Origin of the sequence: Novosphingopyxis iocasae (genome assembly GCF_014334095.1) — a bacterium.
Taxonomy (GTDB): domain Bacteria; phylum Pseudomonadota; class Alphaproteobacteria; order Sphingomonadales; family Sphingomonadaceae; genus Novosphingopyxis; species Novosphingopyxis iocasae.
In genome coordinates this window covers 1,458,551-1,482,074 of sequence record NZ_CP060495.1, presented here as the reverse complement: position 1 = coordinate 1,482,074, position 23,524 = coordinate 1,458,551, and the positions used below count along the sequence as shown (strand labels likewise).

At 61.4% G+C, this 23,524-nt stretch carries 23 protein-coding genes and 2 tRNA genes; 13 read left to right on the top strand and 12 right to left on the bottom strand.

Annotated features, from left to right (window positions below; all coding sequences use genetic code 11):
- Positions 1-12 precede the first annotated feature (12 nt).
- Both H7X45_RS07065 and H7X45_RS07060 read right to left on the bottom strand, forming a co-directional pair.
- A tRNA-Leu gene (locus H7X45_RS07065) sits at positions 13-97 on the bottom strand.
- Between the two features lie 64 nt (positions 98-161).
- Positions 162-965: an alpha/beta hydrolase gene (locus H7X45_RS07060; protein ID WP_246449841.1), complete on the bottom strand. Its 804-nt coding sequence runs from the start codon at positions 963-965 to the stop codon at positions 162-164.
- Positions 966-1,062: 97 nt separating this feature from the next.
- Between H7X45_RS07060 and H7X45_RS07055 the strand changes: the two genes are divergently transcribed.
- From H7X45_RS07055 to H7X45_RS07045, 3 genes are all read left to right on the top strand, one after another.
- A complete protein-coding gene (locus H7X45_RS07055; RefSeq protein WP_187336787.1) occupies positions 1,063-1,995 on the top strand; it encodes an ABC transporter ATP-binding protein in 933 nt (310 codons plus the stop codon).
- Positions 1,992-2,762, top strand: a complete 771-nt coding sequence (locus H7X45_RS07050; RefSeq protein WP_187336786.1) for an ABC transporter permease — start codon at positions 1,992-1,994, stop codon at positions 2,760-2,762. The genes H7X45_RS07055 and H7X45_RS07050 overlap by 4 nt, the downstream gene beginning before the upstream one ends.
- A 76-nt stretch (positions 2,763-2,838) precedes the next feature.
- Positions 2,839-3,933 carry a DUF5694 domain-containing protein gene (locus tag H7X45_RS07045; RefSeq protein WP_187336785.1) on the top strand — a complete coding sequence of 365 codons (1,095 nt, stop codon included), beginning with the start codon at positions 2,839-2,841 and terminating at the stop codon, positions 3,931-3,933.
- Between the two features lie 245 nt (positions 3,934-4,178).
- Here the strand turns inward: H7X45_RS07045 and H7X45_RS07040 are convergent, their stop codons facing one another.
- The 6 genes from H7X45_RS07040 to aroA all read right to left on the bottom strand — a co-directional run bounded on the left by H7X45_RS07040 (position 4,179) and on the right by aroA (position 9,872).
- Positions 4,179-4,460 carry an integration host factor subunit beta gene (locus H7X45_RS07040; protein ID WP_187336784.1) on the bottom strand — a complete coding sequence of 94 codons (282 nt, stop codon included), beginning with the start codon at positions 4,458-4,460 and terminating at the stop codon, positions 4,179-4,181.
- Positions 4,461-4,667: 207 nt separating this feature from the next.
- The gene (gene rpsA, locus H7X45_RS07035; RefSeq protein WP_232343450.1) at positions 4,668-6,362 is read right to left on the bottom strand and encodes a 30S ribosomal protein S1; all 1,695 of its coding nucleotides are present in this window, start codon (positions 6,360-6,362) and stop codon (positions 4,668-4,670) included.
- A gap of 231 nt (positions 6,363-6,593) precedes the next feature.
- Positions 6,594-7,223 (bottom strand): (d)CMP kinase, encoded by a 630-nt coding sequence (gene cmk / locus H7X45_RS07030; protein WP_187336782.1) that lies wholly within the window; start codon positions 7,221-7,223, stop codon positions 6,594-6,596.
- On the bottom strand, positions 7,220-8,278 hold the full coding sequence (locus H7X45_RS07025) for a proline iminopeptidase-family hydrolase (protein ID WP_246449791.1): 1,059 nt from the start codon (positions 8,276-8,278) through the stop codon (positions 7,220-7,222). Before H7X45_RS07025 ends, cmk begins: the two co-directional genes overlap by 4 nt.
- Positions 8,275-8,550 (bottom strand): CBU_0592 family membrane protein, encoded by a 276-nt coding sequence (locus H7X45_RS07020; protein ID WP_187336781.1) that lies wholly within the window; start codon positions 8,548-8,550, stop codon positions 8,275-8,277. Before H7X45_RS07020 ends, H7X45_RS07025 begins: the two co-directional genes overlap by 4 nt.
- Positions 8,547-9,872, bottom strand: a complete 1,326-nt coding sequence (gene aroA, locus H7X45_RS07015) for a 3-phosphoshikimate 1-carboxyvinyltransferase (RefSeq protein WP_187336780.1) — start codon at positions 9,870-9,872, stop codon at positions 8,547-8,549. Before aroA ends, H7X45_RS07020 begins: the two co-directional genes overlap by 4 nt.
- A 181-nt stretch (positions 9,873-10,053) precedes the next feature.
- Here aroA and H7X45_RS07010 point away from each other — a divergent pair, with 181 nt between their 5' ends.
- On the top strand, positions 10,054-10,377 hold the full coding sequence (locus tag H7X45_RS07010) for a TIGR02300 family protein (RefSeq protein WP_187336779.1): 324 nt from the start codon (positions 10,054-10,056) through the stop codon (positions 10,375-10,377).
- Between the two features lie 493 nt (positions 10,378-10,870).
- Here H7X45_RS07010 and H7X45_RS07005 read toward each other — a convergent pair whose 3' ends face one another.
- Both H7X45_RS07005 and H7X45_RS07000 read right to left on the bottom strand, forming a co-directional pair.
- A complete protein-coding gene (locus H7X45_RS07005; protein WP_187336778.1) occupies positions 10,871-11,110 on the bottom strand; it encodes a hypothetical protein in 240 nt (79 codons plus the stop codon).
- 301 nt (positions 11,111-11,411) lie between these two features.
- A tRNA-Ala gene (locus tag H7X45_RS07000) sits at positions 11,412-11,487 on the bottom strand.
- Between the two features lie 345 nt (positions 11,488-11,832).
- On the opposite strand from H7X45_RS07000, the gene H7X45_RS06995 reads away from it, so the two are divergent.
- Together H7X45_RS06995 and H7X45_RS06990 are read left to right on the top strand one after the other, a co-directional pair.
- Positions 11,833-13,005: an acetyl-CoA C-acetyltransferase gene (locus H7X45_RS06995; protein WP_187336777.1), complete on the top strand. Its 1,173-nt coding sequence runs from the start codon at positions 11,833-11,835 to the stop codon at positions 13,003-13,005.
- 115 nt (positions 13,006-13,120) lie between these two features.
- Complete coding sequence (locus H7X45_RS06990; protein ID WP_187336776.1) at positions 13,121-13,903, top strand: SDR family NAD(P)-dependent oxidoreductase; 783 nt, start codon at positions 13,121-13,123, stop codon at positions 13,901-13,903.
- Between the two features lie 59 nt (positions 13,904-13,962).
- On the opposite strand, the gene H7X45_RS06985 is transcribed toward H7X45_RS06990, so the two are convergent.
- Together H7X45_RS06985 and H7X45_RS06980 are read right to left on the bottom strand one after the other, a co-directional pair.
- Positions 13,963-15,147, bottom strand: coding sequence for a CaiB/BaiF CoA transferase family protein (locus H7X45_RS06985; RefSeq protein ID WP_187336775.1), 1,185 nt, complete (start codon positions 15,145-15,147; stop codon positions 13,963-13,965).
- Between the two features lies 1 nt (position 15,148).
- A complete protein-coding gene (locus H7X45_RS06980; protein WP_187336774.1) occupies positions 15,149-16,330 on the bottom strand; it encodes an acyl-CoA dehydrogenase in 1,182 nt (393 codons plus the stop codon).
- A 373-nt stretch (positions 16,331-16,703) separates the two neighbouring features.
- Between H7X45_RS06980 and H7X45_RS06975 the strand changes: the two genes are divergently transcribed.
- The 7 genes from H7X45_RS06975 to H7X45_RS06945 all read left to right on the top strand — a co-directional run bounded on the left by H7X45_RS06975 (position 16,704) and on the right by H7X45_RS06945 (position 23,516).
- Positions 16,704-17,252: a pseudouridine synthase gene (locus tag H7X45_RS06975; protein WP_187336773.1), complete on the top strand. Its 549-nt coding sequence runs from the start codon at positions 16,704-16,706 to the stop codon at positions 17,250-17,252.
- A 48-nt stretch (positions 17,253-17,300) separates the two neighbouring features.
- Positions 17,301-18,143 (top strand): 23S rRNA (adenine(2030)-N(6))-methyltransferase RlmJ, encoded by an 843-nt coding sequence (locus H7X45_RS06970; RefSeq protein WP_187336772.1) that lies wholly within the window; start codon positions 17,301-17,303, stop codon positions 18,141-18,143.
- 68 nt (positions 18,144-18,211) lie between these two features.
- The gene (gene ribB, locus H7X45_RS06965; protein ID WP_187336771.1) at positions 18,212-19,486 is read left to right on the top strand and encodes a 3,4-dihydroxy-2-butanone-4-phosphate synthase; all 1,275 of its coding nucleotides are present in this window, start codon (positions 18,212-18,214) and stop codon (positions 19,484-19,486) included.
- A 241-nt stretch (positions 19,487-19,727) separates the two neighbouring features.
- Positions 19,728-19,913: a hypothetical protein gene (locus H7X45_RS06960; RefSeq protein ID WP_187336770.1), complete on the top strand. Its 186-nt coding sequence runs from the start codon at positions 19,728-19,730 to the stop codon at positions 19,911-19,913.
- A gap of 53 nt (positions 19,914-19,966) precedes the next feature.
- Positions 19,967-21,028 carry a grasp-with-spasm system ATP-grasp peptide maturase gene (gene gwsG / locus H7X45_RS06955; RefSeq protein ID WP_187336769.1) on the top strand — a complete coding sequence of 354 codons (1,062 nt, stop codon included), beginning with the start codon at positions 19,967-19,969 and terminating at the stop codon, positions 21,026-21,028.
- 168 nt (positions 21,029-21,196) lie between these two features.
- Positions 21,197-22,261, top strand: coding sequence for a grasp-with-spasm system SPASM domain peptide maturase (gene gwsS, locus H7X45_RS06950; protein WP_187336768.1), 1,065 nt, complete (start codon positions 21,197-21,199; stop codon positions 22,259-22,261).
- Positions 22,262-22,484: 223 nt separating this feature from the next.
- Positions 22,485-23,516, top strand: a complete 1,032-nt coding sequence (locus tag H7X45_RS06945) for an erythromycin esterase family protein (RefSeq protein WP_187336767.1) — start codon at positions 22,485-22,487, stop codon at positions 23,514-23,516.
- The last annotated feature ends 8 nt before the right edge of the window (positions 23,517-23,524 follow it).

The following is a 23,524-nucleotide window of genomic DNA, read 5'->3' as shown; positions in this document are numbered from 1 at the left end:
CTGCTTTCATTCTGGTGCGGACGGCGGGACTCGAACCCGCACTGCACTGGGCAAGCGGATTTTAAGTCCGCAGCGTCTACCATTCCGCCACGTCCGCATATGTCGTGGGCTTGATGCCGAATGGCTGCACAAGGCCTGCGCGGTCAAGCCCCCCTTGTCGGTCAGCGCAATAGCGCAGGGTCCAGTGTGCCGGTCTCGAAAGCTTGCCAGACGAACGGGGCGAGCTTGGTCATGTCGATTTCGTGGCCGCCGTTCGGCAAGGGGAGCAGCTGGGCTTCTGGCGCTGCGGCAGCAAGCCTTTCGGCCTGCTCGAAGGAGACGACCTTATCGGCCGTCCCGTGAAACAGGAAAATCGGCGCGTGGACCAGCTTGATAGTTTTCAGATTGTCGAACTGGTCGGGAAGCAAGGCCTGGGTAACAACAGTCGCCATCGCAGCGAGCTTGGAAAAGGCCCCCAAGGTTGCCACGCCGCTAACATTGTGGCGCGCGCCCATGGCTATTGCCACCGCTCCCCCTAATGAATGGCCAAATACGAACATCTTGGAGCCCGGAGCGAGTTCATGCGCTTTGGTAAACCACGCATCGCCGTCGGCGATCAGGCCTTCCTCGCTGGGTTTTCCGGGGTTCGCGCCATAACCCCTGTAAGACGCGACGAGAAGGCCATGCCCATCCTCCGATAACGGCTGCGCCTTCTTCGCGGCGACCAGCGCGTTGTTGCCATTGCCATGAAAGTAGATAACGACATCGCCGTTTGGATCGCGCGGTGCCCAATAATAGCCGTAAAGAACCAGCCCGTCCGCAGTGGTCGTGGAAACCTGCTGCGGTACGCTACCTTCAAAAGTAACTGGAGTTCGATCAAGTGGCACGGGCTTATAGATATGCTCGCGGACCTGCGGCGCGCAGCCGGAGTGCGCAGAAAGAATAAAAAGCAGGCCAAGCCCGATAAGAAATTGACGCACCACCATTACCTCCACCGGGCTCGATGGTGGATTGATTGGCTGGGGAGGTCGGCATGGTCAAGGCGTCTATGCGGAGGCGCGCGCACCGAGTAAGGGGCAGACCATGGCCATCCTAGAAATCAGCGGACTTTCCAAAACCTATTCCGGTGGCACGGTTGCACTGGATCATGTCGATCTGTCGATCGAGCGGGGCGAGATCTTCGCGCTGCTCGGCCCCAATGGCGCGGGCAAGACCACGATGATCGGCATCGTCTGCGGGCTGGTGACGCCCACATCAGGCAGCGTGACGGTGGAGGGAGAGAATTGGCGCTCTGACTATCGCAAGGTGCGACGGAAGATCGGGCTCGTGCCGCAGGAACTGCACACCGATGCGTTCGAAAAGGTGCTCGATACCATCAATTTCAGCCGCGCCTTGTTCGGCAAGCCCGCCGATCCGGCCTATATCGAGCAGCTGCTGCGCGACCTTTCGCTGTGGGACAAGCGCCGCGCGCAGGTGCAGGAGCTGTCCGGCGGCATGAAGCGCCGCTTGATGATCGCCAAGGCGCTGAGCCACGAGCCCGATATCCTGTTCCTGGACGAGCCGACCGCGGGCGTCGATGTCGAGCTGCGCCGGGACATGTGGCGCATGGTGGGCGGCCTTCGGGAGCGCGGCGTCACCATCATCCTCACCACCCATTATATCGAGGAGGCAGAGGAAATGGCCGACCGGGTGGGCGTCATCACCGGCGGCAAGTTGATCCTGGTGGAGGAGAAAAACGCGCTGATGCAGAAGCTCGGCCGCAAGCGGCTGACGCTGAACCTCGATACGCCGCTGGACGCCGTGCCGCCCGATCTGGCCGAATGGAACCCGCAGCTGGCGGGCGAGGGGCATGAGTTGGTCTATGAATTCGATGCGAAGGCAGAGCATACTGGCGTGCCGTCGCTGCTGCGCCGCGTGAGCGATCTCGGCATCGGCTTTTCGGACCTCAACACGCGGCAAAGTTCGCTCGAAGATATTTTCGTGGAGCTGGTCCACCGGAAGGAGGACGCGGCATGAGCGACAACAATCTTCGCGGCGTCTGGGCGATCTACAAGTTCGAACTCGCCCGTTTCCGCCGCACCTTCTGGACATCGCTGGTGCTGCCGGTGCTCACCACCGCACTCTATTTCATCGTGTTCGGCTCCGCGATCGGCGGGCGCATGGGCGATGTGGGCGGCACCAGCTACGGCGCGTTCATCGTGCCCGGCCTGATCATGCTGTCGATGTTCACCGAAAGCATCAGCAATTCCAGCTTCGGCATCTACATGCCCAAATGGACGGGCACGATCTACGAGCTGCTGTCCTCGCCGCTCAGCGCGTTCGAGACGGTGCTGGCCTATGTGGGCGCCGCGGCCACCAAATCCGTCATCATCGGCCTCATCATCCTGGCCACCAGCACGGCCTTCGTGGAGCCGCGGATCGACCATCCGGTGCTGATGCTGGGCATGATGATCCTGATCGCCATCGCCTTCTGCCTTTTCGGCTTCATCATCGGCATCTGGGCGAAGAATTTCGAGCAGTTGCAGGTGATCCCGCTGCTCGTCGTCTATCCGCTCACCTTCCTCGGCGGTGCGTTTTACAGCATCAACATGCTGCCGCCTTTCTGGCAGACGCTGACGCTGTTCAATCCGGTGGTCTACCTCATCAGCGGCTTCCGCTGGACCTTTTTCGGGTCGGGCGACGTGTCCATCGGCGTCAGCCTGGGCGCGCTGGCGCTGTTCCTGATCCTGTGCCTAGCCGTCATCTACTGGATGTTCCGCACCGGATATCGCCTGAAGAGCTGAGCCGGCCCGCGTCCGTTTCGGCAATTGCGCGATGGCGCACCGGCCCGTAGCATCCGTTTCGAACGGAGGGTGCGGGATGAGAACGGGCTGGATCGGTACGCTTTGCCTGGCGCTGGTTGCGAGCGGGGCGGGGCAGGGGGCTTTGGCGCAGGACTATCGTCCGAGCTTCCAGCCCGGCGCGATGACGGATCACCCTGCGGGCCAACCGAACGAGGTGCTGGTGCTTGGTACACCGCATCTCTCCAACCTGCCCGACAGTTTCCAGCCGGACATGGCCGAGCCGCTGGTTGAGAGGCTTGCTGCCTGGAAGCCCACGGCCATTGCGGTCGAGCAGCTTTCCGGTCTCTTGTGTCATAGCATGCGGGCGCAGGCCCCGCGCTTCGATCCGGCGGATATCGAAACCTATTGCTACGATCCCAGCGCGGCCGGACGAGCCACGGGCCTGGATGTACCCTCGGCCAATGCGCAGGCGGCGCGGATGCTTGCGGAGTGGCCTGCCGATCCCGCGCCCGCGATGCGCCGCAAACTCGCGGCAGTCTTCCTCGCGGCGGGTGAGCCGGGGTCCGCGCTCGTCCAGTGGCTGCGCCTGCCCGAGAGCGAACGCCATGCCGGGGATGATCTGAACGACGACCTGGTCGCCCAGCTCGAGAAGCGGATGGGGCGGAAAAACGAGACCGATCTGGTGGCCGCCCGCGTCGCTGCCCAAGCGGGCCTCGAACGCTTATGGAGCGTCGACGATCAGGCCACCGACATGGGCCCGCTCGACGATGAAGAGGCCTATGGAAAGGCCATCATGGCGGCGTGGGACAATCCCGCCACCAAGGCGCGGCAGGAGGAGAGCGACGCGCTGAACGCACGCCTGGGCGAGCCGGGGGCGCTGCTGGCGCTGTACCGCGCTTCCAACGATCCGTCCTATGCCGCGCAGGCCTATCGTTCGGATTGGGGCCCCGCACTCGCCGAGCCGTCGCCGCAGGGCTATGGGCGGCGCTATGTCGCCTATTGGGAGACGCGCAACCTGCGCATGGTCGCGAACATGCGCGAGGTGCTTGGGCGCCGACCGGGCACGCGGATGCTGGCCATCGTGGGCGCGTCCCACAAAGGCTATTATGAGGCCTATCTTGGCGTGATGCGCGATGTGAAGCTGGTCGATGTCATGCCGCTGCTTCGGTAGCGGGCGCGGAGACGGGGAAGGGCTCACGCAAAGCCGCAAAGACGCGAAGGCCTCAAGCGGCGGCGCGCCGTCCATGCCAAACCCCGTCACCCCGGACTTGATCGGGGGTCCAACTTATCGGCCTTCGGCGGCATAAATCATGAGGGGCGCCGCGTCATAGCAGGCCGTGGGCCGCGCTAGCTTACATGGAGAGGGGCAGGAGTTCTTCGAGCAGGTATATTCCGTTCACTCGGCCCACTTTGCCCTCAGTCGTCGTTCAGTTTCTCGCGGATTTCCTTGCCTGGTTTGAAATAGGGCACGCGTTTGGCTGGCACGTCGACCGTCTCTCCCGTGCGCGGATTGCGGCCCTTTCGCGGGTCGCGCTGGCGGGTGGAAAAGGCCCCGAAACCGCGCAGTTCCACGCGGCCGCCGTCGGCCAATCGCTGAACGATCTGATTGAAAAACAGATCGACGATCTTCTCTATCTCCTGAGCCTTGAGCTCAGGATTTTCGTCTTCCAGTTTTTTGATCAGTTCAGATCTGATCATTCGCGGTTACTCCACGCGCTTAGGGATGCCAAAAATTCCGTCGCCCCCTAACATGGATTAGCGCCGGTGCAATCGTTTCCCCTCCGCTACGATCATACAGGTTGGAGCGACGCTCGTCTAAACAATACGCAGTTGCCCCGTCGTAAACGCGAAACGGCCCGCCTCTCGGTGGAGAGGCGGGCCGCTTATGTTCGATCCTGTCAGGGATCAGTCTTCTTTTTTCTTCAGCGCTTCGCCGAGGATATCGCCGAGCGATGCACCCGAGTCGGTCGAGCCGTACTGCTCGACAGCCTGCTTCTCTTCGGACAGCTGCAGCGCCTTGATCGAGAAGTTGGGCTTCTTCGAACGATCGAAGCCGGTGACCATGGCGTCGAACTTCTGGCCGACCTGGAAGCGCTCCGGACGCTGTTCGTCGCGGTCGCGGCCAAGGTCGCTGCGCTTGATGAAGCCGGTGGCGCCATCGTCGCCCGCCTGAACCTCCAGGCCGCCGTCGCGCACTTCGAGCACGGTGACGGTGGTGGTGGAGCCGCGGCGCAGATCGTCGCCGGCGCCGGCCTGAGGCGCACCGCGCTCAAGCTGCTTGATGCCGAGCGAAATGCGCTCCTTCTCCGGATCGACGTCGAGCACGACGGCTTGGACCATCTCGCCCTTGCGGTGCAGGTGCAGCGCGTCCTCGCCCGAAATGCCCCATGCGATGTCGGACATGTGAACCATGCCGTCCACATCGCCGTCGAGGCCGACGAACAGGCCGAATTCGGTGGCGTTCTTGACTTCGCCCTCGACCGTGGAGCCCACCGGATACTTCTCGGCGAAATCGTCCCACGGATTGCCCTGCGCCTGCTTGAGGCCGAGCGAGATGCGACGCTTTTCGGTATCCACCTCGAGCACGACGACTTCGACTTCCTGGCTGGTCGAGACGATCTTGCCGGGATGCACGTTCTTCTTGGTCCAGCTCATCTCGGACACGTGGACGAGGCCTTCGATGCCCGGCTCCAGCTCCACGAACGCACCATATTCGGTGATGTTGGTGACGGTGCCGTTCAGCTTGATGCCTTCCGGATACTTCGCCTGCGCGCCGTCCCAAGGATCGGCTTCCAGCTGCTTCATGCCCAGGCTGATGCGCTGCGTCTCGCGGTTGATGCGGATCACCTGCACCTTCACCGTGTCGCCGATGTTCAGGATCTCGGTGGGGTGGTTGACGCGCTTGTAGCTCATGTCGGTGACGTGGAGCAGGCCGTCGATGCCGCCCAGATCGACGAACGCACCGTAATCGGTGATGTTCTTGACCACGCCCTCGATCACCTGACCTTCGGTCAGCGACTGGATGAGGCCCGAACGCTGCTCGGCGCGGGTTTCTTCCAGAATGGCGCGGCGCGAGACGACGATATTGCCGCGGCGACGGTCCATCTTGAGGATCTGGAAGGGCTGCGGAATGTCCATCAGCGGGGTGACGTCGCGCACGGGGCGCACATCGACCTGGCTGCCGGGAAGGAAGGCCACGGCGCCGCCGAGATCGACGGTGAAGCCGCCCTTCACGCGGCCGAAGATGGTGCCTTCGACGCGGGCGCTCTGGTCATATTCGGCTTCCAGCTTGTCCCAAGCGGCTTCGCGGCGGGCGCGATCGCGGCTGAGCTGAGCTTCGCCATGCGCGTTTTCGACGCGGTCGACATAGACCTCGACTTCGTCGCCAACGGAAATTTCTGCTTTCTGGCCGGGGCTGGCGAATTCGCGTAAGGGAACGCGACCTTCGGACTTCAGGCCTACGTCGATCACGGCGAGGTCATTCTCGATGCCGGTGACGGTGCCCTTCACGACGCGGCCTTCGAAGCCCTGATCGGAAGGAAGTGTTTCTTCGAGCATCGCTGCGAAATCGTCGCGGCTCGGATTTGCCATAGTGGCCATAGAGTTACGGTCCTTGTTCACATTTTGCTGGCCAGCCGGTTGAATCCGGCGGTCTTTGGCCAAACTGCCACCCGCGCCGAGTGCGGCAGGCGGCATCCTTCGGGCAAAATTCCGGGCGGGGCGAAAGCCTGGGACGGCGCGGATCGCTGCGCCTTTTCCAAAGCCAAAAAGGCGCGTCAGGCAGACCTCCGAGTGGGAAGCCGCCGCGCACCTTGTCGTGATCGGGCCGGATTAGCGCCGGCTCTCTGTCTTTCGCTCCACCAGGGCAATCGCCTGCCGGACGGCTTCGTCTATAGTCATGTCCGAAGTATCGAGCAAGAGCGCATCGTCGGCGGGCTTGAGCGGCGATGCCGCGCGTCCGCTGTCGCGCGCATCGCGGGCGCGCAGATCATCGGCGATGGCTGCCAGCGTCACATCCTCGCCGCGCTTCTGCATCTCCTGAAAACGCCGCCGTGCGCGTGCATCGACCGATGCGGTGACGAACAGCTTGGCGTCCGCATCCGGTGCAATCACCGTGCCGATGTCACGCCCGTCGAGCACCGCGCCGCCGGGCTGCGCCGCGAACGCCACCTGCCGATCGAACAGCGCCTTTCGCACCTTCGGATGCGCGGAGACCTTGCTGGCAAAGCCGCCGATCCGCTCGGACCGCAGCGCCGGATTGGCGAGCAGCGCGTCCGGGAAATTGACATGCGCGAGGGCCGCCTCTTCATCCTCCGCATCCGCTCCGGCCTCTGCAACGCCACGGCCAACCGCTCGGTAGAGCAGGCCGGTGTCGAGGACGGGCAGGCCGAAATGCTCACCCAAAGCGCGGGCGATAGTGCCCTTGCCGGACGCGGTGGGGCCATCGACGGCGATGATCATGATGTCGGCTCCTCGGCCCGGTCTAGGCGCTCCATCCAGGCGCGCAGCATGGCCTCGGTTTCGATCGGCCGTTCGCTCGGGAAGGCGTGCGAACCGCCGGGAACGACGCCGAATTCCGCGCCCGGAGTCAACTTGACGAAATTCTGCACCGTATCGAGCCGCGCCTCGTCATACTGGCCGATCAGGAACAGGATGCGCTTGCCGTCCACTTCGGAGAGCAGCGGCACGTCGTTATAGGTCAGCAGCGTGCCGGTCGCCGAAAACTCGCTCGGCCCCCACATGTAATTGTAGAGGTCCGCGTTGAAGCCCTGGCCCCCATAGGCCGCGCGATAGGCTTCTTCGGCGGCGGTGGGGGCAGGGCGATCGGGGCGGCCATTATAGGCGGCGTAAAAGGCGCGGTTGGCCGCCGTGCAGGTGGCATCGTCCGGCGGGCTATCGCTCTCGCACGCGATCAGGTCCGCCTGCACAGCATCGGGCAGATCGCGGATCAGGAGGTTCGTGCCCATGATCCAGTGCGGGGTGGAGATGAAGGTGCCCATCAGCACTGCGGAGGCGGTGTGATCGGGATATTCGGCGGCATAGCGCAGCGCGATGGCGGAACCCCAGCTGTGGCCGATAACGTGCCAGCGTTCGATGCCCAGCGTCTCGCGGATCGTCTCCAGCGTGCGCACGAAGCGATCGACATCGCCGCCGTTCGTGAAGTCCGCCGGATCATCCGGCCGATCGGACAGGCCGCTGCCGAGCTGATCATAGGCGATCACCGGGCGCTCGTCGGCCAGACCGAACAGCTTGCCGAAGGTCATGTGCGTGCCGCCCGGCCCGCCATGGATCATGATCGCGGGCACCGCGCCGCTGGCCAGATCGCCGTCGATCCGCACCCAGACGCGCCCGCCCTCGACCGGGATCATCATCTCGCGCTGCGGCTTGGACCATGCCGCCGGACTTGGGGGAATAGTCGAGGCGGCAGTTTGCGCCGCCGATGTTTCCTGCCGCGTGGCAGCGGGAGCGGCGCTGAACGCCAACAGCGCCATCAGCGAAAAAATTAGATGTTTCATACCGCTTGCTCCTCACCTTGCGCGCTTGTCCTGCTGCGCGCGGCCTTGATCAGGCCGTAGATCGCGATGGCACCCCAAAAACCCTCCAGCACCAAGCTGGGCCAGTTGGTGTGCACCCACAATGATATGGCGAGCAGCACCGCGCCCGCCAAATTGGTGCCGTGCAGCACCCAGGGGTTCGGGCTCTTCTGCCAGGTCAGATAGGCATAGGCCGCCACGATGCAGGCCATGCCGACAAAGCCGATCAGGGTGTAGATATCGAAATCGCTCATGCTTCTGCCAGCCCGCGCAGCATCGGCTCGAACGTCGGAAAGCTGGTCTGCACCGGATGCATGTCGTCCACGCTCGCGCCATCCCGGCAATGTAGCCCGGCGACGGCAAAGCTCATCGCGATCCGGTGATCGAGCGAACTGGCGATCGGGTGGGCGGAGCCAGGCAGCATATCGCCGGACGTGCCGATGATCGTCAATCCATCCTCGGCCTCCTCCACCTGCGCCCCAATTTCGGCGAGGCCCGCCGCCATCACAGCGATCCGGTCCGATTCCTTGACGCGCAGTTCGTCGAGCCCGCTGGTGCGCGTCGTGCCCTTGGCGAAGGCGGCGGCGACGAACAGCACCGGAAATTCGTCGATCATGCTCGGCGCGATGTCCGGCGGCACGTCGATGCCGGAAAGCGCGCTGTGGCGTACGCGCAGGTCGGCCACCGGCTCGCCGCCCACCTCCCGCTCGTCCAGCGTCTCGATATCGCCGCCCATGTCGCGCAGCACGCCGATCAGCCCGGCGCGGGTGGGGTTCATGCCGATGCCCGTCAGCGTTACGTCCGATCCCGGAACGATCAGCGCGGCAACGATGGGGAAGGCGGCGGAGGAGGGATCGCCCGGCACCGCGATGGTCTGCGGCTTCAACTCCGCCTCGCCGGTGATGGAGATGATGCGTGCGCCGTCTGCATCGGTCTCCACAGAAATGTCCGCGCCGAAACCTTTCAGCATCCGCTCGCTATGATCGCGCGTCGCCACCGGTTCGATCACGCGGGTGACACCCGGTATGTTGAGCCCTGCCAGCAGCACCGCGGATTTCACCTGCGCGGAGGCGACGGGCAGGCGATATTCCAGCGGCACGGCGGGGGCGAGGCCGCGCACCATCAGCGGCAGGCGGCCACCGGGCGAGGCGCTGACATCCGCGCCCATCGCGCTCAAAGGCTCGATCACGCGGCCCATCGGGCGATGGCTGAGCGAAGCGTCGCCGGTGAAGGTGCAGGTGATCGCATGGCTGGCCACCAGGCCCATCAGCAGGCGCGTGGAGGTGCCGCTATTGCCCATGTCGAGCGCTTGCCCAGGCTGCATCAGACCGCCCACGCCCACGCCATGCACCGTCCACACGCCGTCATCGCCGCGCAGGATGTCCGCACCCATGGCGCGCATGGCGGCGGCGGTGGCCAGCACGTCCTCGCCCTCCAGCAAGCCGGTGATGCGGCTTTCCCCCACCGCAAGCGCGCTCAGCATCAGTGATCGGTGCGAAATGCTCTTGTCGCCGGGAACGGAGACGGTGCCGGTCAGCGGGCCGGAAGGGGCGAAACGGGTGGGCGCGGTGGTCATGATGGCGCCAGTGCTTCGCGGCGCGGCGCGGCGCTGTCAACGCCGACGGAGCTTGCCATCTGCGGAACCCCCCTTGCCAAAGCGCCCTTGTCATTTAAGAGCGCGCGCGCCACTTACTGTTTCACACGCCGCTGCGATCCCGCGCGGCCACCAATCTTCACGTTCAAGGAAAGAGAGCCACATGGCCAAAGCCGAATGGGGACAAAAGCGGACCTGCCCGAACTGCGGCACGCGCTTCTACGATCTGGGCAAGGACGATCCCGTCGAGTGCATCGAGTGCGGCGAGAAGTGGGAGCCCGAGCCCGTCCTGAAGTCCAAGCAGCCGATTCCCTATGAGGAAAAGGACAAGAAGAAAGAAAAGGACGAGGATCAGGACGACGATCTCGACATCGATGTCGACGAAGTCGATTCGGACGACACGCCCGACAGCGACGTGGACCTGGGCGACGACGACGATCTGGGCGTCACCAAGTCCAGCGACGACGACGACGACAAGGACGAGTGATCGAAGGGCAGGGCGCAGGCCCTGCCTGACGACATCTGCGACAAAAGCGAGCGCCGGGCCGTTTGGTCCGGCGTTTTACGTTTGGGGGCGGGGGCGGGACGAGAAGAACTAACCGCGTTCCGCAAGGGCTGAGCCTGTCGAAGCCCGGTTTGCCTTGAACCTTGCCGAAATGGCAAAACCCGTTCGCCGTGCACTTCTCGTAATTAAAAAAACCCGTTCGCCCTGAGCTTGTCGGAGTCGCAGACGGCGCGCAGCGCCTACGGCTGTACTGTTTCCGCTATTGTCGCGGAAGAAGGACGGGGCTTCGACAGGCTCAGCCCGAACGGATGATGGGTCGGTGAGGTGCTGCGATGCCCAGCGTTCCACTCGGAACTTCATCTAAGCCGTGTTGGCAAATTCCGCTCGCCATCCCCCTGTCCGCTATCACCGCTTTCTGTACCGAAACCAGCCCTTCGGGACACGCCCCCACACGGACATTCTCTCCTCTCCCGTTTTAATCTCCGTTTCGCCAGCGCCAATCGTCATCGGATCGCAAATAGGCGACCACCAAGACGATCGGCGTGAGGACGAGTAGAACCACGAGTGAGGCCGCTTCAGAATGAAGCAACGCCGTCATGAGAATGGTGAAAATGTAGCCGAAAAGAAGAAGCCAGCCTTGCCATGAAATTGGCAAGCCCACGCCATAGCCGTGCTTCTTGACCCGAAACCATGGTTTTTCGAGATTGCTCGGCATCCGTTGCTTTCTCTGATTTTGCTTGGCAAAACATGCTGCGTTTGCCCTCCCAAATCAATGTCCGCTTCCCACCCAATTTTCGGTCATCGGGCGTCATCTGTAGGTTGCTCGATGGCGGACAATCGATACGGGCGAATTTGTCGACACCGCCTTGCGAAATATCGCGTAGCCCAGCCGGATGCGGCCGCTGACTTCCGATATGGCCTGTGCAGGATTCTCTTCGGCAAAAGGGGAGGCCCGGCGCTTCGCTCGGGATTTCCGACCGAAAGCCATCCCCCGGATGGTTTTCCGTAGTCGGAAATGGTGGAGCCTAGCGGGATCGAACCGCTGACCTCTACAATGCCATTGTAGCGCTCTCCCAGCTGAGCTAAGGCCCCGTGCGCCACAAATCGGAGCGGCTATGTCCCTTGGGAGCGACGCCTCTACTCCGGGCGATGCCGGGATTGCAAGGGGGAAATTGAAAACTTCGCGCTTATCGCTGTCCTACAGCATAGCCGCGGTGATATTCAGGGGCTTATGACGCGCGCCGCCCTCCTTTCGCCATTCCAGCGCCGCGACCCGGAAGGCATTTGTTGCGAACGTCTTCGCGCGAAACCGCGTGCCGGCGACAAGCGTGACAAGCCAAACGGCCCCGCTCCGCAGCGCTCGCGCATTGACGTAAACGTCAAGTGGCCTGTAGGTTGCACGCAGAAACCGAATCCGGTCATCACGAGGAGAGCCCCATGCCAGAAGCCTATATCGTAGACGCCATCCGCACCGCCGGAGGCAAGCGCGGCGGCAAGCTGGCGGGCGTGCATCCGGTTGATCTCGGCGCGCATGTGCTGGACCAGCTGGTCGCGCGCACGGGCATCGATCCCAAGGCGATTGAGGACGTGGTCACCGGCTGCGTGATGCAGGGCGGCGAACAGGCCGTGCATGTCGGGCGCAACGCAGTGCTTGCCTCCAGCCTGCCCGAAAGCGTGCCCGCGGTGACGATCGACCGGCAATGCGGCAGCAGCCAGCAGGCGATGCAGTTCGCAGCCCAAGCGGTGATGAGCGGCACGCAGGACATGGTGATCGCCAACGGCATCGAGAGCATGACGCGCGTGCCGATGGGCTCCACCGCCTCGCTCTACATGAAGGAAGGGATGGGCAACTACAAAAGCCCGAGGCTGGAGGAAGCCTATCCCAAGGTCATGTTCAGCCAGTTCATGGGCGCGGAGATGATCGCCAAGAAGCACGGCTTCACCAAGGACGATCTCGACGAGTTTGCGCTGGAATCGCACCGCAAGGCCGCCGAGGCTTCCAAGGCCGGACGCTTCGCCAGGGAGATCGTCGGCATCGAGGTGGAAACGCCCGAGGGCGAGATTTGCCACGATGTGGACGAGGGCATCCGCTTCGACGCGACGTTGGAGGGCATTCAGTCGGTCAAAACGCTGCAGGAGGGGGGCATGATCTCCGCTGCCAATGCCAGCCAGATCTGCGACGGTAGCTCGGCCGTGCTGATCGTGTCGGAGCGCGCGCTGAAAGAGCATGGCCTGACGCCGCGTGCACGCATCCACAACCTCACTATCACCGCGGGCGATCCGGTCATCATGCTGGAAGAGCCGCTGTTCGCGACCGAGAAGGCGCTGGAGCGCGCAGGCCTCAAGATCGGCGACATCGATCTGTATGAGGTGAACGAAGCCTTTGCGCCGGTGCCGCTGGCCTGGCTCAAGCACACCGGCGGCGATGCCTCCAGGCTGAACGTCAATGGCGGTGCCATCGCGCTCGGCCATCCGCTAGGCGCCAGCGGCACCAAGCTGATGGCGACGCTGCTCAACGCGCTGGAACAGAAGGGCGGCAAATACGGCCTTCAGACCATGTGCGAGGGCGGCGGCCAGGCCAATGTCACCATCATCGAACGGCTCGGTTGAACGGACCGAGCCTTCAAAACACCGTTAGCCCTGAGCTTGTCGAAGGGTGTCTATCGGCCGAGATACGTGCTTCGACAGGCTCAGGACTTCGGCTCACCATCAGGAGACATACAGTATGATCATCAACGACCAGATCGCCGCCATCGTGACCGGCGGTGCCTCCGGCCTCGGCGCCGCCACCGCCCGTCTTCTCGCCAGCAAGGGCGCCAAGGTGGCCCTGTTCGACATGAACGCGGAGAAGGGCGAGGAAGTCGCCAAGGAAATCGGCGGCGTGTTCTGCAAGGTCAACGTCACCAGCGATGAGGATGTGGACGCGGGCTTCGAGAAGGCGCGCGCCGCGCATGGGCAGGAGCGTATCTTGGTTAACTGTGCGGGCGTGGGCAACGCGATCAAGACCGTGAAGCGCGACCGCGAGACGGGCGAGGTGAAGGAATTCCCCGTCAGCGCGTTCGACTGGGTGGTGCAGATCAACCTCGTCGGGACGTTCCGCTGCATCGCCAAATCGACCGCGGGCATGCTGACGCTCGATCCGCTGGAAGATGGCGATCGTGGGGCCATCGTGAATACCGCCAGCGTCGCGGCCGAGGACGGCCAGATCGGACAGGCGGCTTACTCCGCTTCGAAGGCGGGCGTCGTCGGCATGACGCTGCCCATCGCGCGCGATCTGATGAACGAGAACATCCGCATCAACACGATCCTGCCCGGCATCTTCGAGACGCCGCTGCTGCGCGGCCTGCCGGAGAAGGCGATCGAGGCGCTGAACGCCTCCGTGCCGTTCCCCAAGCGCCTTGGCCAGCCGGACGAATATGCGCATCTCGCGCTGACGCTGCTGGAGAACAACTACATCAACGGCGAGGACATTCGCCTCGACGGCGCGATCCGCATGGCACCGCGTTGATCGCCCGCTGAACCGACCCCGCCGCCTTGCCTCATGCTTAGGCGGCGGGGAAACTTGCGCTACTCGCCCTTCTTGATCTCGGTATCATGCTGCCCAAGCCGCGGCGGATCGCCGTAGGTGTTGGCGGGCGTGGCTGAGAAGCTGACCGGGTGCCGCATGGAGCGATAGCGGCCCATATGCTCGCCTTCGCGGCGCTCGAAAAAGCCCGTCGCCGCCAGATGCTCCTCTTCCAGCACATCCGCCATCCGGTTGTAGCGCATCGCCGGGATGTTGTTCTCGTCGAGCACCGTCATCCATTCGTCCGTCGTCTTGCTGGCCGCCACTTCCTCGATCAACGAGTAGAGCTCGGCGGTATGCTCGGTACGGCGCGGATAGGTGGCGAAGCGCTCGTCCTCCATCGTGCCGGGCCGTCCGCCCAGTTCGAAAAAGGTGGCCCATTGCTTGTCCGAATAGGGCATGATTCCGATGAAGCCGTCCGCCGTGGGGTAGGGGCGGCGCCGTGGGTTGATGCTGCGCGTATAGCCCAGCTTGCCATCGCCTTCGTCGAACGTGGCACCGTAGAGGTTCTCCGCCATGTTGAACCAGGTGAAACTTTCGAACATCGGCACCTGCACGAACTGGCCCTCGCCGGTTCGCTCCCGGTGTAGCAGCGCCGCCAGCGTCGCATTGCTGGCGAACAGCCCCACCGTCTTGTCCGCCAGGAGCGAGGGCGCATAAGCCGGGCGTCCGCCGTCGCGCTCCTCGAACAGGGAGGCGAAGCCGGACGCGCCCTGGATCAGATCGTCATAGGCTTGGCGGTGCTCATGCGGTCCGCCCGCGCCAAAGCCTGCGCAGTGGACGTAGACGATACGCGGATTGATGGCCTTCACCGCCTCATAATCGAAGCCAAGCCGTTCCATCCCGGCCATGCGGACATTGTGGAAGAACACGTCCGCATCCCGGATCAGATCGGTGAGGAGGCGCTTGCCCTCCTCATCCTTCACGTTCAGTTCCAGACCCTTCTTGTTGCGATTGAGCGCCGAAAAGATCGGCCCCAGATCGCCGGTGGGGGACCAGCCGGCATAGCGCATCATGTCGCCCGGCGTGTTGCCCTGCCGGTTCTCGATCTTGATCACCTCCGCGCCCATGTCCGCCATCATCAGCGTGGCGAGCGGGCCGAGCACCACCGTCGACATGTCGACCACGCGGATGCCTTTCAGAGGCCCGGTCGGCTGCGTTTCCCAATCGAGTTTCGGCCAGGGCATATCAGAACGCCGCGATCCCGGTGATTGCGCGGCCCAGGATCAGCGCATGGACATCGTGCGCGCCTTCATAGGTGTTCACCGTCTCCAGGTTCACCATGTGGCGCATCACATGATATTCCGCGCTGATGCCGTTGCCACCGTGCATGTCGCGCGCCATCCGCGCGATATCGAGCGCTTTGCCGCAATTGTTGCGCTTGACGATCGAGATCATCTCCGGCGCGAAGGTGCCCGCGTCCATCTGCCGCCCGACTGCAAGGCTGCCCTGCAGCCCCAGCGCAATCTCGGTCATCATGTCCGCAAGCTTCTTCTGATAGAGCTGGTTGGATGCCAGCGGCCGGGTGAACTGATGGCGTTCCAGGCCGTAGGAGCGTGCGGCGTGGAAGCAGAATTCCGCCGCGCCCATCGTGCCCCAGCTGATGCCGTAACGGGCCCGGTTGAGGCAGGAGAACGGGCCCTTCAGCCCTTCGACGTCGAGCAGCGCGTCCTCGCCAACCTCGACCTCGTCCATCATGATCATGCCGGTGGTGGAGGCGCGAAGGCTCATCTTGCCTTCGATCTTGGGCGCTTCCAGGCCCTTCATGCCCTTTTCCAGCACGAAACCGCGGATCTTGCCGCCATGCGCTTCGGATTTTGCCCAGACGACGAACACATCCGCGAAGGGCGCGTTGCTGATCCAGGTCTTGGAGCCGGAAAGCTTGTAGCCGCCGTCTACCTTTTTCGCGGTGGTGCGCATGCCGGCCGGATCGCTGCCCGCATCGGGCTCGGTCAGTCCGAAGCAGCCGATATATTCGCCTGATGCCAGCTTGGGCAGCAGCCGCTTCTTCATCTCTTCCGAACCGAACGCCTGGATCGGATACATGACGAGCGAGCTCTGCACGCTCATCATCGATCGGTAGCCCGAATCCACCCGCTCCACTTCGCGCGCGACCAGACCGTAGGAGACATAGGACGCGCCCGCGCCACCATATTCTTCCGGCACGGTGATGCCGAGCAGGCCGAGTTCACCCATTTCGCGGAAGATCGCGACATCGGTCTCTTCCTTCTCGAACGCTTCCAGCACGCGCGGCTGCAGCTTGTCCTGCGCATAGCCATTTGCGGTGTCGCGGATCATCCGCTCGTCATCGGTCAGCTGCTCGTCGAGCCGGAAGGGGTCTTCCCAGTCGAAAGGGGCCATGCCCGCCATATCACTCTCCATCGGATGGGGCGCCGCGATGCCGAATGGCGGGGACGCCGGATGCCATACCGGCATAGGAGCGGGGCGGGGGGATGCCAAGGGGCGGGGTGCGGGCAGGGCGATGATTCGGGCCGCGAGTGCCCACGGGCTGCGAACCGAAAGGTCGCACCGGTCATGGGACACCCCCCTCATAATTCGGGCGAGGCGAGTGCTGTCGGCGGTGAGTGGAGGGTCGCTGAATCCGCAGAAAATGAGGGCGCTGCATCGGGCCGGTCTAGCCGATGACGACGAGTGTAGGACAGCGCGCGGTCTGCCCAGCGGTGGAGTTCGCCCAATTCATGGTCTTGGAGACATGTCCGCCATCGGGCGGTATGGGCAAAGCATGGCCCGGCTGCTTCTGTTCAACAAACCCTTCGGCGTATTGTCGCAATTCACCGATCGCGGATCGCCGACGGTGCGCGCGACCTTGTCGGATTTCATTGCGGTAAAGGGCGTCTATCCCGCCGGGCGGCTGGACCGGGACAGCGAAGGCCTGCTTCTGCTGTGCGATGACGGGCGGCTGCAGGCGCGGATTGCCGATCCGCGGTTCAAGCTGCCCAAGACCTATCTGGTGCAGGTGGAAGGCGATCCGCAGGAACCGGCGCTGGATCGCTTGCGGCAGGGCGTGCAGCTGAAGGACGGCATGACCTTGCCGGCCGAAGTGGCCCGTATCGACGCGCCGGATCTGTGGCCGCGCAATCCGCCGATCCGCGAGCGCAAATCGATCCCCGACAGCTGGCTGAAGCTCACCATCCGCGAAGGGCGCAACCGGCAGGTGCGCCGCATGACGGCTGCCGCCGGCTTTCCAACCCTCAGGCTCGTCCGCTGGTCGATCGGCGACTGGACGGTCGACGGAATAGAGCCGGGCAGTTTCGCTGAGGTCTCCGCCTAGGCACAGACGACCGATCGTTCACGACCATCGTCAGGACTTTGAATTTTCATGAACTATCGCCATTCCTTTCACGCCGGAAACAGCGCAGATGTCGTAAAGCACAGCCTGCTGATCGCGCTCGTCCGGGCCTTGCAGATCAAGCCGTCTGCGCTGACCCTGATCGACACCCATGCCGGCTGCGGATTGTACGACCTTCAGGGCGATGAGGCCGGGCGAACGGGCGAGGCCACGCACGGCGTGCTGCGCGCCTTTGCCGACCGGAACCCCTTGCTGGACGATTACCGCGCGGCCGTGGAGGCCGTGAACGGCGGGGCGGATGGGGCCGTGGGCCCGCGCCTTTACCCCGGATCGCCGCAGGTTCTCGCGCAGCTCCTTCGCCCGCAAGACCAGCTGATCCTGAATGAAAAGCATCCCGAAGACGTGCAGGCGCTTTGCCGCGCGATGCGCGATACGTCTGCGGCCATTCACCAGCGCGATGCCTATGAGCTGTGGCTGGCGATGTTGCCGACCAAGACGCCGCGCGGCGTCGTGGTGGTCGATCCGCCCTATGAAGAGACGGACGAACGCGAGCGCATCACCGCCACGCTCGCCGCCGCCCAGCGCAAATGGGCGCATGGCGTGACGGTGATCTGGTATCCGCTGAAAGACCGCGGAACGCATCGGCAGTGGAAGAACAAGCTGCGCAATCTGGGCATCCCGAAATTCTTCAATGTCGAGCATTGGCTGTACGATGCCGATCAGCCCGATATCTACAACGGCGCCGGTCTTTTCATCGTCAATCCGCCCTATGCCTTCACGCAGGCGCTGGCGCCGCTGATCGATGCTCTGCGCGCGGCGCTGGCACCGGAAGGACACAAGGGGAAGATTTCCGCGGACTGGTTGAGCGATTAGAGGCGGGTCACATCAAAAATGTGAAAGGGGCCTTGCACTTCTCACATTGCGCTGTGATATCGCGCCCCATGACACAGACACTCCGCTCTCGCCTCACCGCCCTCGTCGATTCCGGTCGTATGACCCGCGCAGGGCTTGCCCGCGCCGCCGGGCTTCATGCCAACACGCTGCGCCATCTCGGCACGCCCGACTGGAACCCGAGCGGCGAAACGCTCGACAAGCTGGAGGCCTATCTTGCCAGCGACGGCGGCAGCGTGATGGCGACGCCAGAGGAAATCATTAACGAGGCGGTGAACGGACGTATGTTCATCCTGGTCGATGACGAGGACCGGGAGAATGAGGGCGATCTCGTCATCCCCGCGCAGATGGCGACGCCCGATGCGATCAACTTCATGGCAACCCATGGCCGCGGCCTCATCTGCCTGACGCTGACGAAGGAGCGCGTGGACGAGCTGGGCCTGGACCTGATGGTCCGCCGCAACGAGGACCGCATGTCGACCGCCTTTACCGTCTCGATCGAAGCGAAAGAGGGGGTGACCACCGGCATCTCCGCGGGCGACCGGGCGCGCACCATCAATGTCGCGATCGACCCCAATCGGGGGCGCGAGGATATCGTGACGCCGGGCCACGTCTTCCCGCTGGTGGCGCGCGAAGGCGGCGTACTGATCCGCGCCGGCCATACCGAGGCGGCGGTGGACGTTTCGCGCCTTGCAGGGCTCAACCCGTCGGGCGTGATTTGCGAGATCATGCGCGATGACGGCACCATGGCGCGGCTCGACGATCTGGTCGGCTTCGCGCGGCGGCATAATCTGAAGATCGGCACCATCCGCGATCTCATCGCCTATCGGCGCCAGCATGACCGGCTGGTGGAGAAGCGCGCCGAAGAACGGTTCGAAAGCCGCTGGGGCGGGGAGTGGACCTGTACGGCCTATTACAACAAGGCCACCGGTACCGAGCAGACGGCGCTGGTGAAAGGCAAGATCGATCCCGAAAAGCCGACGCTCGTGCGCATGCACCAGCTCTCTCCCTTCGCCGACATCCTGGGGGAGGCGGGGGATCGCAGCCGGATGCTGGCCCGGTCTATGGAGCTAATCGCGGAAGAAGGCGCGGGAGTCGTCGTGATCCTGAACCGCGCCACACCGACCTATATGAGCAAGGCGATCGATGCGCGGCAGGGCAAGCCGACCGCCCAGCCCGAAGAACTGCGCGATTACGGCGCCGGCGCCCAAATCCTGAGCGAACTGGGCGTGCACGACATGATCCTGCTCACCAACTCGCACCACAGCCTGGTCGGCCTGGATGCCTACGGCCTCTCCATCGTCGGCGAGCGTGCGATTGAATGATACCAGGCATCCGGGGAGAAATTGGTGTGCTCCTGACGCTATCTATCAAGTCGCTCCGACTTGGTGGCTAATTGTTACCATCGGTTGAATAGTACTAACTTGACCGACATTGGTCCATATCCGAGTAAAGTAAAACGCTAATGGATCATTCTCTTAGTGGGAAATGTTGACGGTCTGAAGCTTAAGATCATACTCATTTCTCCAGAAGCATTTTTTATGCTTCTTTTAAGAGGAGGAAATAATGGACAGAAATGTGCTCGAAAGTATTGAGGCTTCGTTGGAAGGGGCTTCGCAGGACCGCATGCAGGTTCTTACTGGTGCGGAACTCGACCACGTTGCCGGCGGATTGCAATCCGAGGCATCGATTGGTTGCACGTGCGGCACCAAATCGATCTGCCATATTGATGGCACTGACGACGCCGACTGAGTCCATTGAGGGGAGGGGTTCCGTCGGAACCTTTCCCCCTTTGACCTCGCCAGATGCCCAGTCAATTAAACCCAGCGAACGCGCCGGTCCTGATTTTCAGTAAATTACGCGACCCATCCACCAATGGAGTTTGCGACTGGCTGCGCTTTATGAATGTGCCCATATTTCGCATCAATGAAGACGCGCCATCTTCTTCAATCAATGATGTTATACTACGCGATGCCGATGTCACTATAAAGGCGTACGACCAAAGTTGGACACTCTCGGATTTTAGGTCGGTATGGTTTCGTAAGGGAAACTTCTCGCCCTTGTATCCGGCAGAACCGAAGCAATCTCGAGAACTGCTGCTTAAAAAGTCTTTCCCGCATCAGATTGCTCTTGCCGATGCTCTGGCAAAGAAATGCGCCGCTGAGGGTCGGGTTGCTAGAGAATATTTTCACCATGCCGTGATGAATTCCGGCATCAGGGTTTTGGGGAACCCGTTTCTTGGTGATCCAAACAAGTTGATCGTCTCGCATGAAGCGCGCCGCGTGGGGCTTCGCACACCTGAATTTGAGGTCTCGCAAAGTCTGAGCGATGACCATACCGCGGATCCGGAAAGGTATGTGACAAAATCTTTGGCGAATGGCCTTTACCTTTGGGACTTTGACGGCGCCGGCAAAGCCTATTTCAGCTACACTGAAAAATTATCCGATGTTGCCAGCGGTACCACACTTCCACGCAGCTTTCCCTCGTCGCTCGTTCAACGGAAGATTGAAAAACAGTACGAAATCAGATCGTTCTTCTTAGAGAGCAAATTCTATTCGTTTGCGATTATTTCTCAGAATGACGAGCAAACAGCGATAGACTTCAGGAAGTATAACTATGATTCTCCAAATCGGAATGTCCCGGTCGATCTTCCGCGAGATGTTGAACAAAAACTAGATAACCTCATGAAGGAACTCAAAATAAATACGGGTTCGATAGACCTAATAGTCGACGAAAATGGGGAATACATCTTCTTAGAAGTGAATCCGGGTGGCCAATATGGTCCGCTGGACGAGATATGCAACATGGCGATCGATCGATTGATCGCAGAATGGCTTAGAAAGGGCGAAACCGATGGAAGACCTTGATCGCTTGCAGATACCTGATGCTTTCCTGCAGGTAATTCCGTTATCATTTCACGTAATCTACACAAAGAAAATCGAAGAAAACAATTCCCAACGCGGTCAGTATTATATCCCATCGCTGTCCTCAGCGGTTGTTCCCTCGCTGGGCGGCTCCAAGCCGATCTCGAGAATATGAGGGAGAAAGTGTTGGGCGCTGCTGAGGAGGCGGATAAGCGATTCTACCTTTTCCCGACCTGCCGTCTGGTCCACGGTTCGGCATTCTCTGCGATTTACGATTTTGATCGTTATCGCTTACTGCGCTTTGACTCGGCCTATGCACCTCTCATCGCGCTCGCTGCGCGGCCCTCAGGTTTGTCGATGAAAGATGTTGATGGACTCGGACATGTTGCCAAGAAAAATGCTCAGGCCATTCTATTGTTTCTAGAACGCAATGAGGTTGGGCAGATACTCAAGCCTGAAATTGCCAACGCCTTCCGCCCTCCTGAGACGGACTGGTCGGCACCACATGGAATATTGAACAGTGTCGTTGACGTGAACGAACAAGACCATCCGTGGCAGAGCATTATCGATCAGCTGGACGAGGTTCACTGTCCCGCGATCCAAATTAGAGGTTTTGGTCCCCTATTGAATTCCCAAAAAACGAGAGAGCTTCTGCATATCATAGATGGAACGTCGATAAGGCATGTGCAACTCTTGGCTGTGTGGTCAGAAGAGTGGTCTGACGATTCAACAAGAGCTCTCTTCGAGCAGTTCACCAATCTAGTCTCCCTTGTGCTGCACGGCGCTCCCAAAGACCGACTTTTGGAGATGTCGCAAGTTTCTGCATTCGGTGGTAAACTATATCGCTGGCAGGAAAGAAAACTGAACGGTGCTTCGGATTGCGGTGCCATTACCGAGGGCTCTCTCTGTGCGCCGTCGGCCAACCTCTTCGCTGAATTAAATCATTTCAACGGCTGCCTGAATAGGAAGCTGTCCATTCGGTCCGACGGCAGTATTTGTAACTGCCCCTCCATGAAAAAGTCGTTCGGTAAGGATGTAAATCGCATAAACAATATAGTGCGAACAAGCGAGTTCACAAGGGTCTGGGATTTGGCAAAAGATAAGATAGACGTTTGCAGAGATTGCGAATTTCGATACGTCTGCACCGATTGTCGTGCGTATCTGGAGAGCGATGACAGCACATCAAAGCCATTAAAATGTACTTATGACCCCTATTCTGGGAGTTGGTCCGACTGATCGGTGCAGTTCGCTAGGCGATAGGCGGCATTGTTGGGGTGCGATTATGCTGAGAACATTCGCTCGATGGCTTCTTCTCTGCGCATGTGTAATAACGGCGGGGTGTTCTCCGCGTCCGCCGAAGCTAGCGTTGATGCATCAAGCTAGCGAAAAATCCCGTCAGGATGCTAATGCTTCCGCGCTGTCTGTAACGACGAAGACACTTTGCGGGCGGAACAGCGTAATGCTGGGCGAAGGAGCTAACCATGGTGATGGTGCGACGGAACAGTTTAAAGCGCAACTTGTAAGGGAGCTGATCGAAAAATGCGGTTTTGATACCGTTTTGTTCGAAGCCAGTTTTTACGAGTTTAACGAGCTCAATCGGCAAGTTTCCCTCGGTGATCGCATCGACGAAAATACACTGCGAGCCGCTTTAGGCGGATTGTGGAAAGACGACAGTGAAATCCAGCCACTTATCAAATTCTTGGCTGATAAAGCCAATGGAAAACAGATCTTTCTGGGTGGTCTGGATGATCAGTTAGGCGCGGCTGGCCAGCAATTTTCCAACGACTTGCTGGGGCTGCAGCTGTTCGCTGCTTTACCATTAGCACGTAGTGAAGAATGTGCAGCGAGGCTTCGCCAGCGCGTCTATTTCGATTTTCCGACAGAGCAAGCCTATCGCCCTTCGGAGCAGCTGGCATTGTTCGAATGTATTGACGAGGCTGTCGTTGCTATGCGCCGTGGAAAACGGACCGATCTGCTTGTGCAAGCTCGTGGCCTGCGCAGGTGGATCGGTCGCGACTTCATGGATGAAGAACAGAAGATCCAGGGACGCGAAGAATCGATGTTCTGCAATTTCAAGTGGTATGAAAAGCGCAAAGGTAAGGGGAGCAAGATTATCATTTGGGGGGCTACCGTTCACCTCGCTAAAGCATCTGCGCGTGGTACAGCGCGGCAGCCGCTTGGAGCGCTAATTGCACAGCATTTCGGTGATGGCGCTTCGACGATCGGCTTTACAGCACTTGGCGGTTCGGTGCGGCAGGGCAAACGTCAGATCATCGACCTGCCGTCTCCTCCGCCAGGATCGCTCGAAGACCTCGCTTCGTCGGAAATGAACGGTGAAGCAGCATTCTTTGGACATGGATGGCTGGCCAGGGCGGGTACCGTGGAAAGTGCCGCCCTTCGCCATCGGTTCCAAACAGAGAATTGGAGCCTTATCCTCGACGGAATCGTTGTTTTTCGTAAAGAGCAGCCAACGACCCTGATCGACCGATGAACAGCGAT

What these genes read in the sequence shown, in the direction of transcription:
- H7X45_RS07060 (WP_246449841.1), bottom strand. Translation starts at nt 965, where the DNA reads ATGGTGGTGCGTCAATTTCTTATCGGGCTTGGCCTGCTTTTTATTCTT.
- H7X45_RS07005 (WP_187336778.1), bottom strand. Translation starts at nt 11,110, where the DNA reads ATGCCGAGCAATCTCGAAAAACCATGGTTTCGGGTCAAGAAGCACGGC.
- ribB (WP_187336771.1), top strand. Translation starts at nt 18,212, where the DNA reads ATGACACAGACACTCCGCTCTCGCCTCACCGCCCTCGTCGATTCCGGT.
- H7X45_RS06980 (WP_187336774.1), bottom strand. Translation starts at nt 16,330, where the DNA reads ATGGCGGGCATGGCCCCTTTCGACTGGGAAGACCCCTTCCGGCTCGAC.
- aroA (WP_187336780.1), bottom strand. Translation starts at nt 9,872, where the DNA reads ATGACCACCGCGCCCACCCGTTTCGCCCCTTCCGGCCCGCTGACCGGC.
- H7X45_RS06985 (WP_187336775.1), bottom strand. Translation starts at nt 15,147, where the DNA reads ATGCCCTGGCCGAAACTCGATTGGGAAACGCAGCCGACCGGGCCTCTG.
- H7X45_RS06970 (WP_187336772.1), top strand. Translation starts at nt 17,301, where the DNA reads ATGAACTATCGCCATTCCTTTCACGCCGGAAACAGCGCAGATGTCGTA.
- gwsG (WP_187336769.1), top strand. Translation starts at nt 19,967, where the DNA reads ATGCCCAGTCAATTAAACCCAGCGAACGCGCCGGTCCTGATTTTCAGT.
- cmk (WP_187336782.1), bottom strand. Translation starts at nt 7,223, where the DNA reads ATGATCATCGCCGTCGATGGCCCCACCGCGTCCGGCAAGGGCACTATC.
- H7X45_RS06995 (WP_187336777.1), top strand. Translation starts at nt 11,833, where the DNA reads ATGCCAGAAGCCTATATCGTAGACGCCATCCGCACCGCCGGAGGCAAG.
- gwsS (WP_187336768.1), top strand. Translation starts at nt 21,197, where the DNA reads ATGAGGGAGAAAGTGTTGGGCGCTGCTGAGGAGGCGGATAAGCGATTC.
- H7X45_RS07045 (WP_187336785.1), top strand. Translation starts at nt 2,839, where the DNA reads ATGAGAACGGGCTGGATCGGTACGCTTTGCCTGGCGCTGGTTGCGAGC.
- H7X45_RS06945 (WP_187336767.1), top strand. Translation starts at nt 22,485, where the DNA reads ATGCTGGGCGAAGGAGCTAACCATGGTGATGGTGCGACGGAACAGTTT.
- rpsA (WP_232343450.1), bottom strand. Translation starts at nt 6,362, where the DNA reads ATGGCCACTATGGCAAATCCGAGCCGCGACGATTTCGCAGCGATGCTC.
- H7X45_RS07010 (WP_187336779.1), top strand. Translation starts at nt 10,054, where the DNA reads ATGGCCAAAGCCGAATGGGGACAAAAGCGGACCTGCCCGAACTGCGGC.
- H7X45_RS06960 (WP_187336770.1), top strand. Translation starts at nt 19,728, where the DNA reads ATGGACAGAAATGTGCTCGAAAGTATTGAGGCTTCGTTGGAAGGGGCT.
- H7X45_RS07055 (WP_187336787.1), top strand. Translation starts at nt 1,063, where the DNA reads ATGGCCATCCTAGAAATCAGCGGACTTTCCAAAACCTATTCCGGTGGC.
- H7X45_RS06990 (WP_187336776.1), top strand. Translation starts at nt 13,121, where the DNA reads ATGATCATCAACGACCAGATCGCCGCCATCGTGACCGGCGGTGCCTCC.
- H7X45_RS06975 (WP_187336773.1), top strand. Translation starts at nt 16,704, where the DNA reads ATGGCCCGGCTGCTTCTGTTCAACAAACCCTTCGGCGTATTGTCGCAA.
- H7X45_RS07050 (WP_187336786.1), top strand. Translation starts at nt 1,992, where the DNA reads ATGAGCGACAACAATCTTCGCGGCGTCTGGGCGATCTACAAGTTCGAA.
- H7X45_RS07040 (WP_187336784.1), bottom strand. Translation starts at nt 4,460, where the DNA reads ATGATCAGATCTGAACTGATCAAAAAACTGGAAGACGAAAATCCTGAG.
- H7X45_RS07025 (WP_246449791.1), bottom strand. Translation starts at nt 8,278, where the DNA reads ATGAAACATCTAATTTTTTCGCTGATGGCGCTGTTGGCGTTCAGCGCC.
- H7X45_RS07020 (WP_187336781.1), bottom strand. Translation starts at nt 8,550, where the DNA reads ATGAGCGATTTCGATATCTACACCCTGATCGGCTTTGTCGGCATGGCC.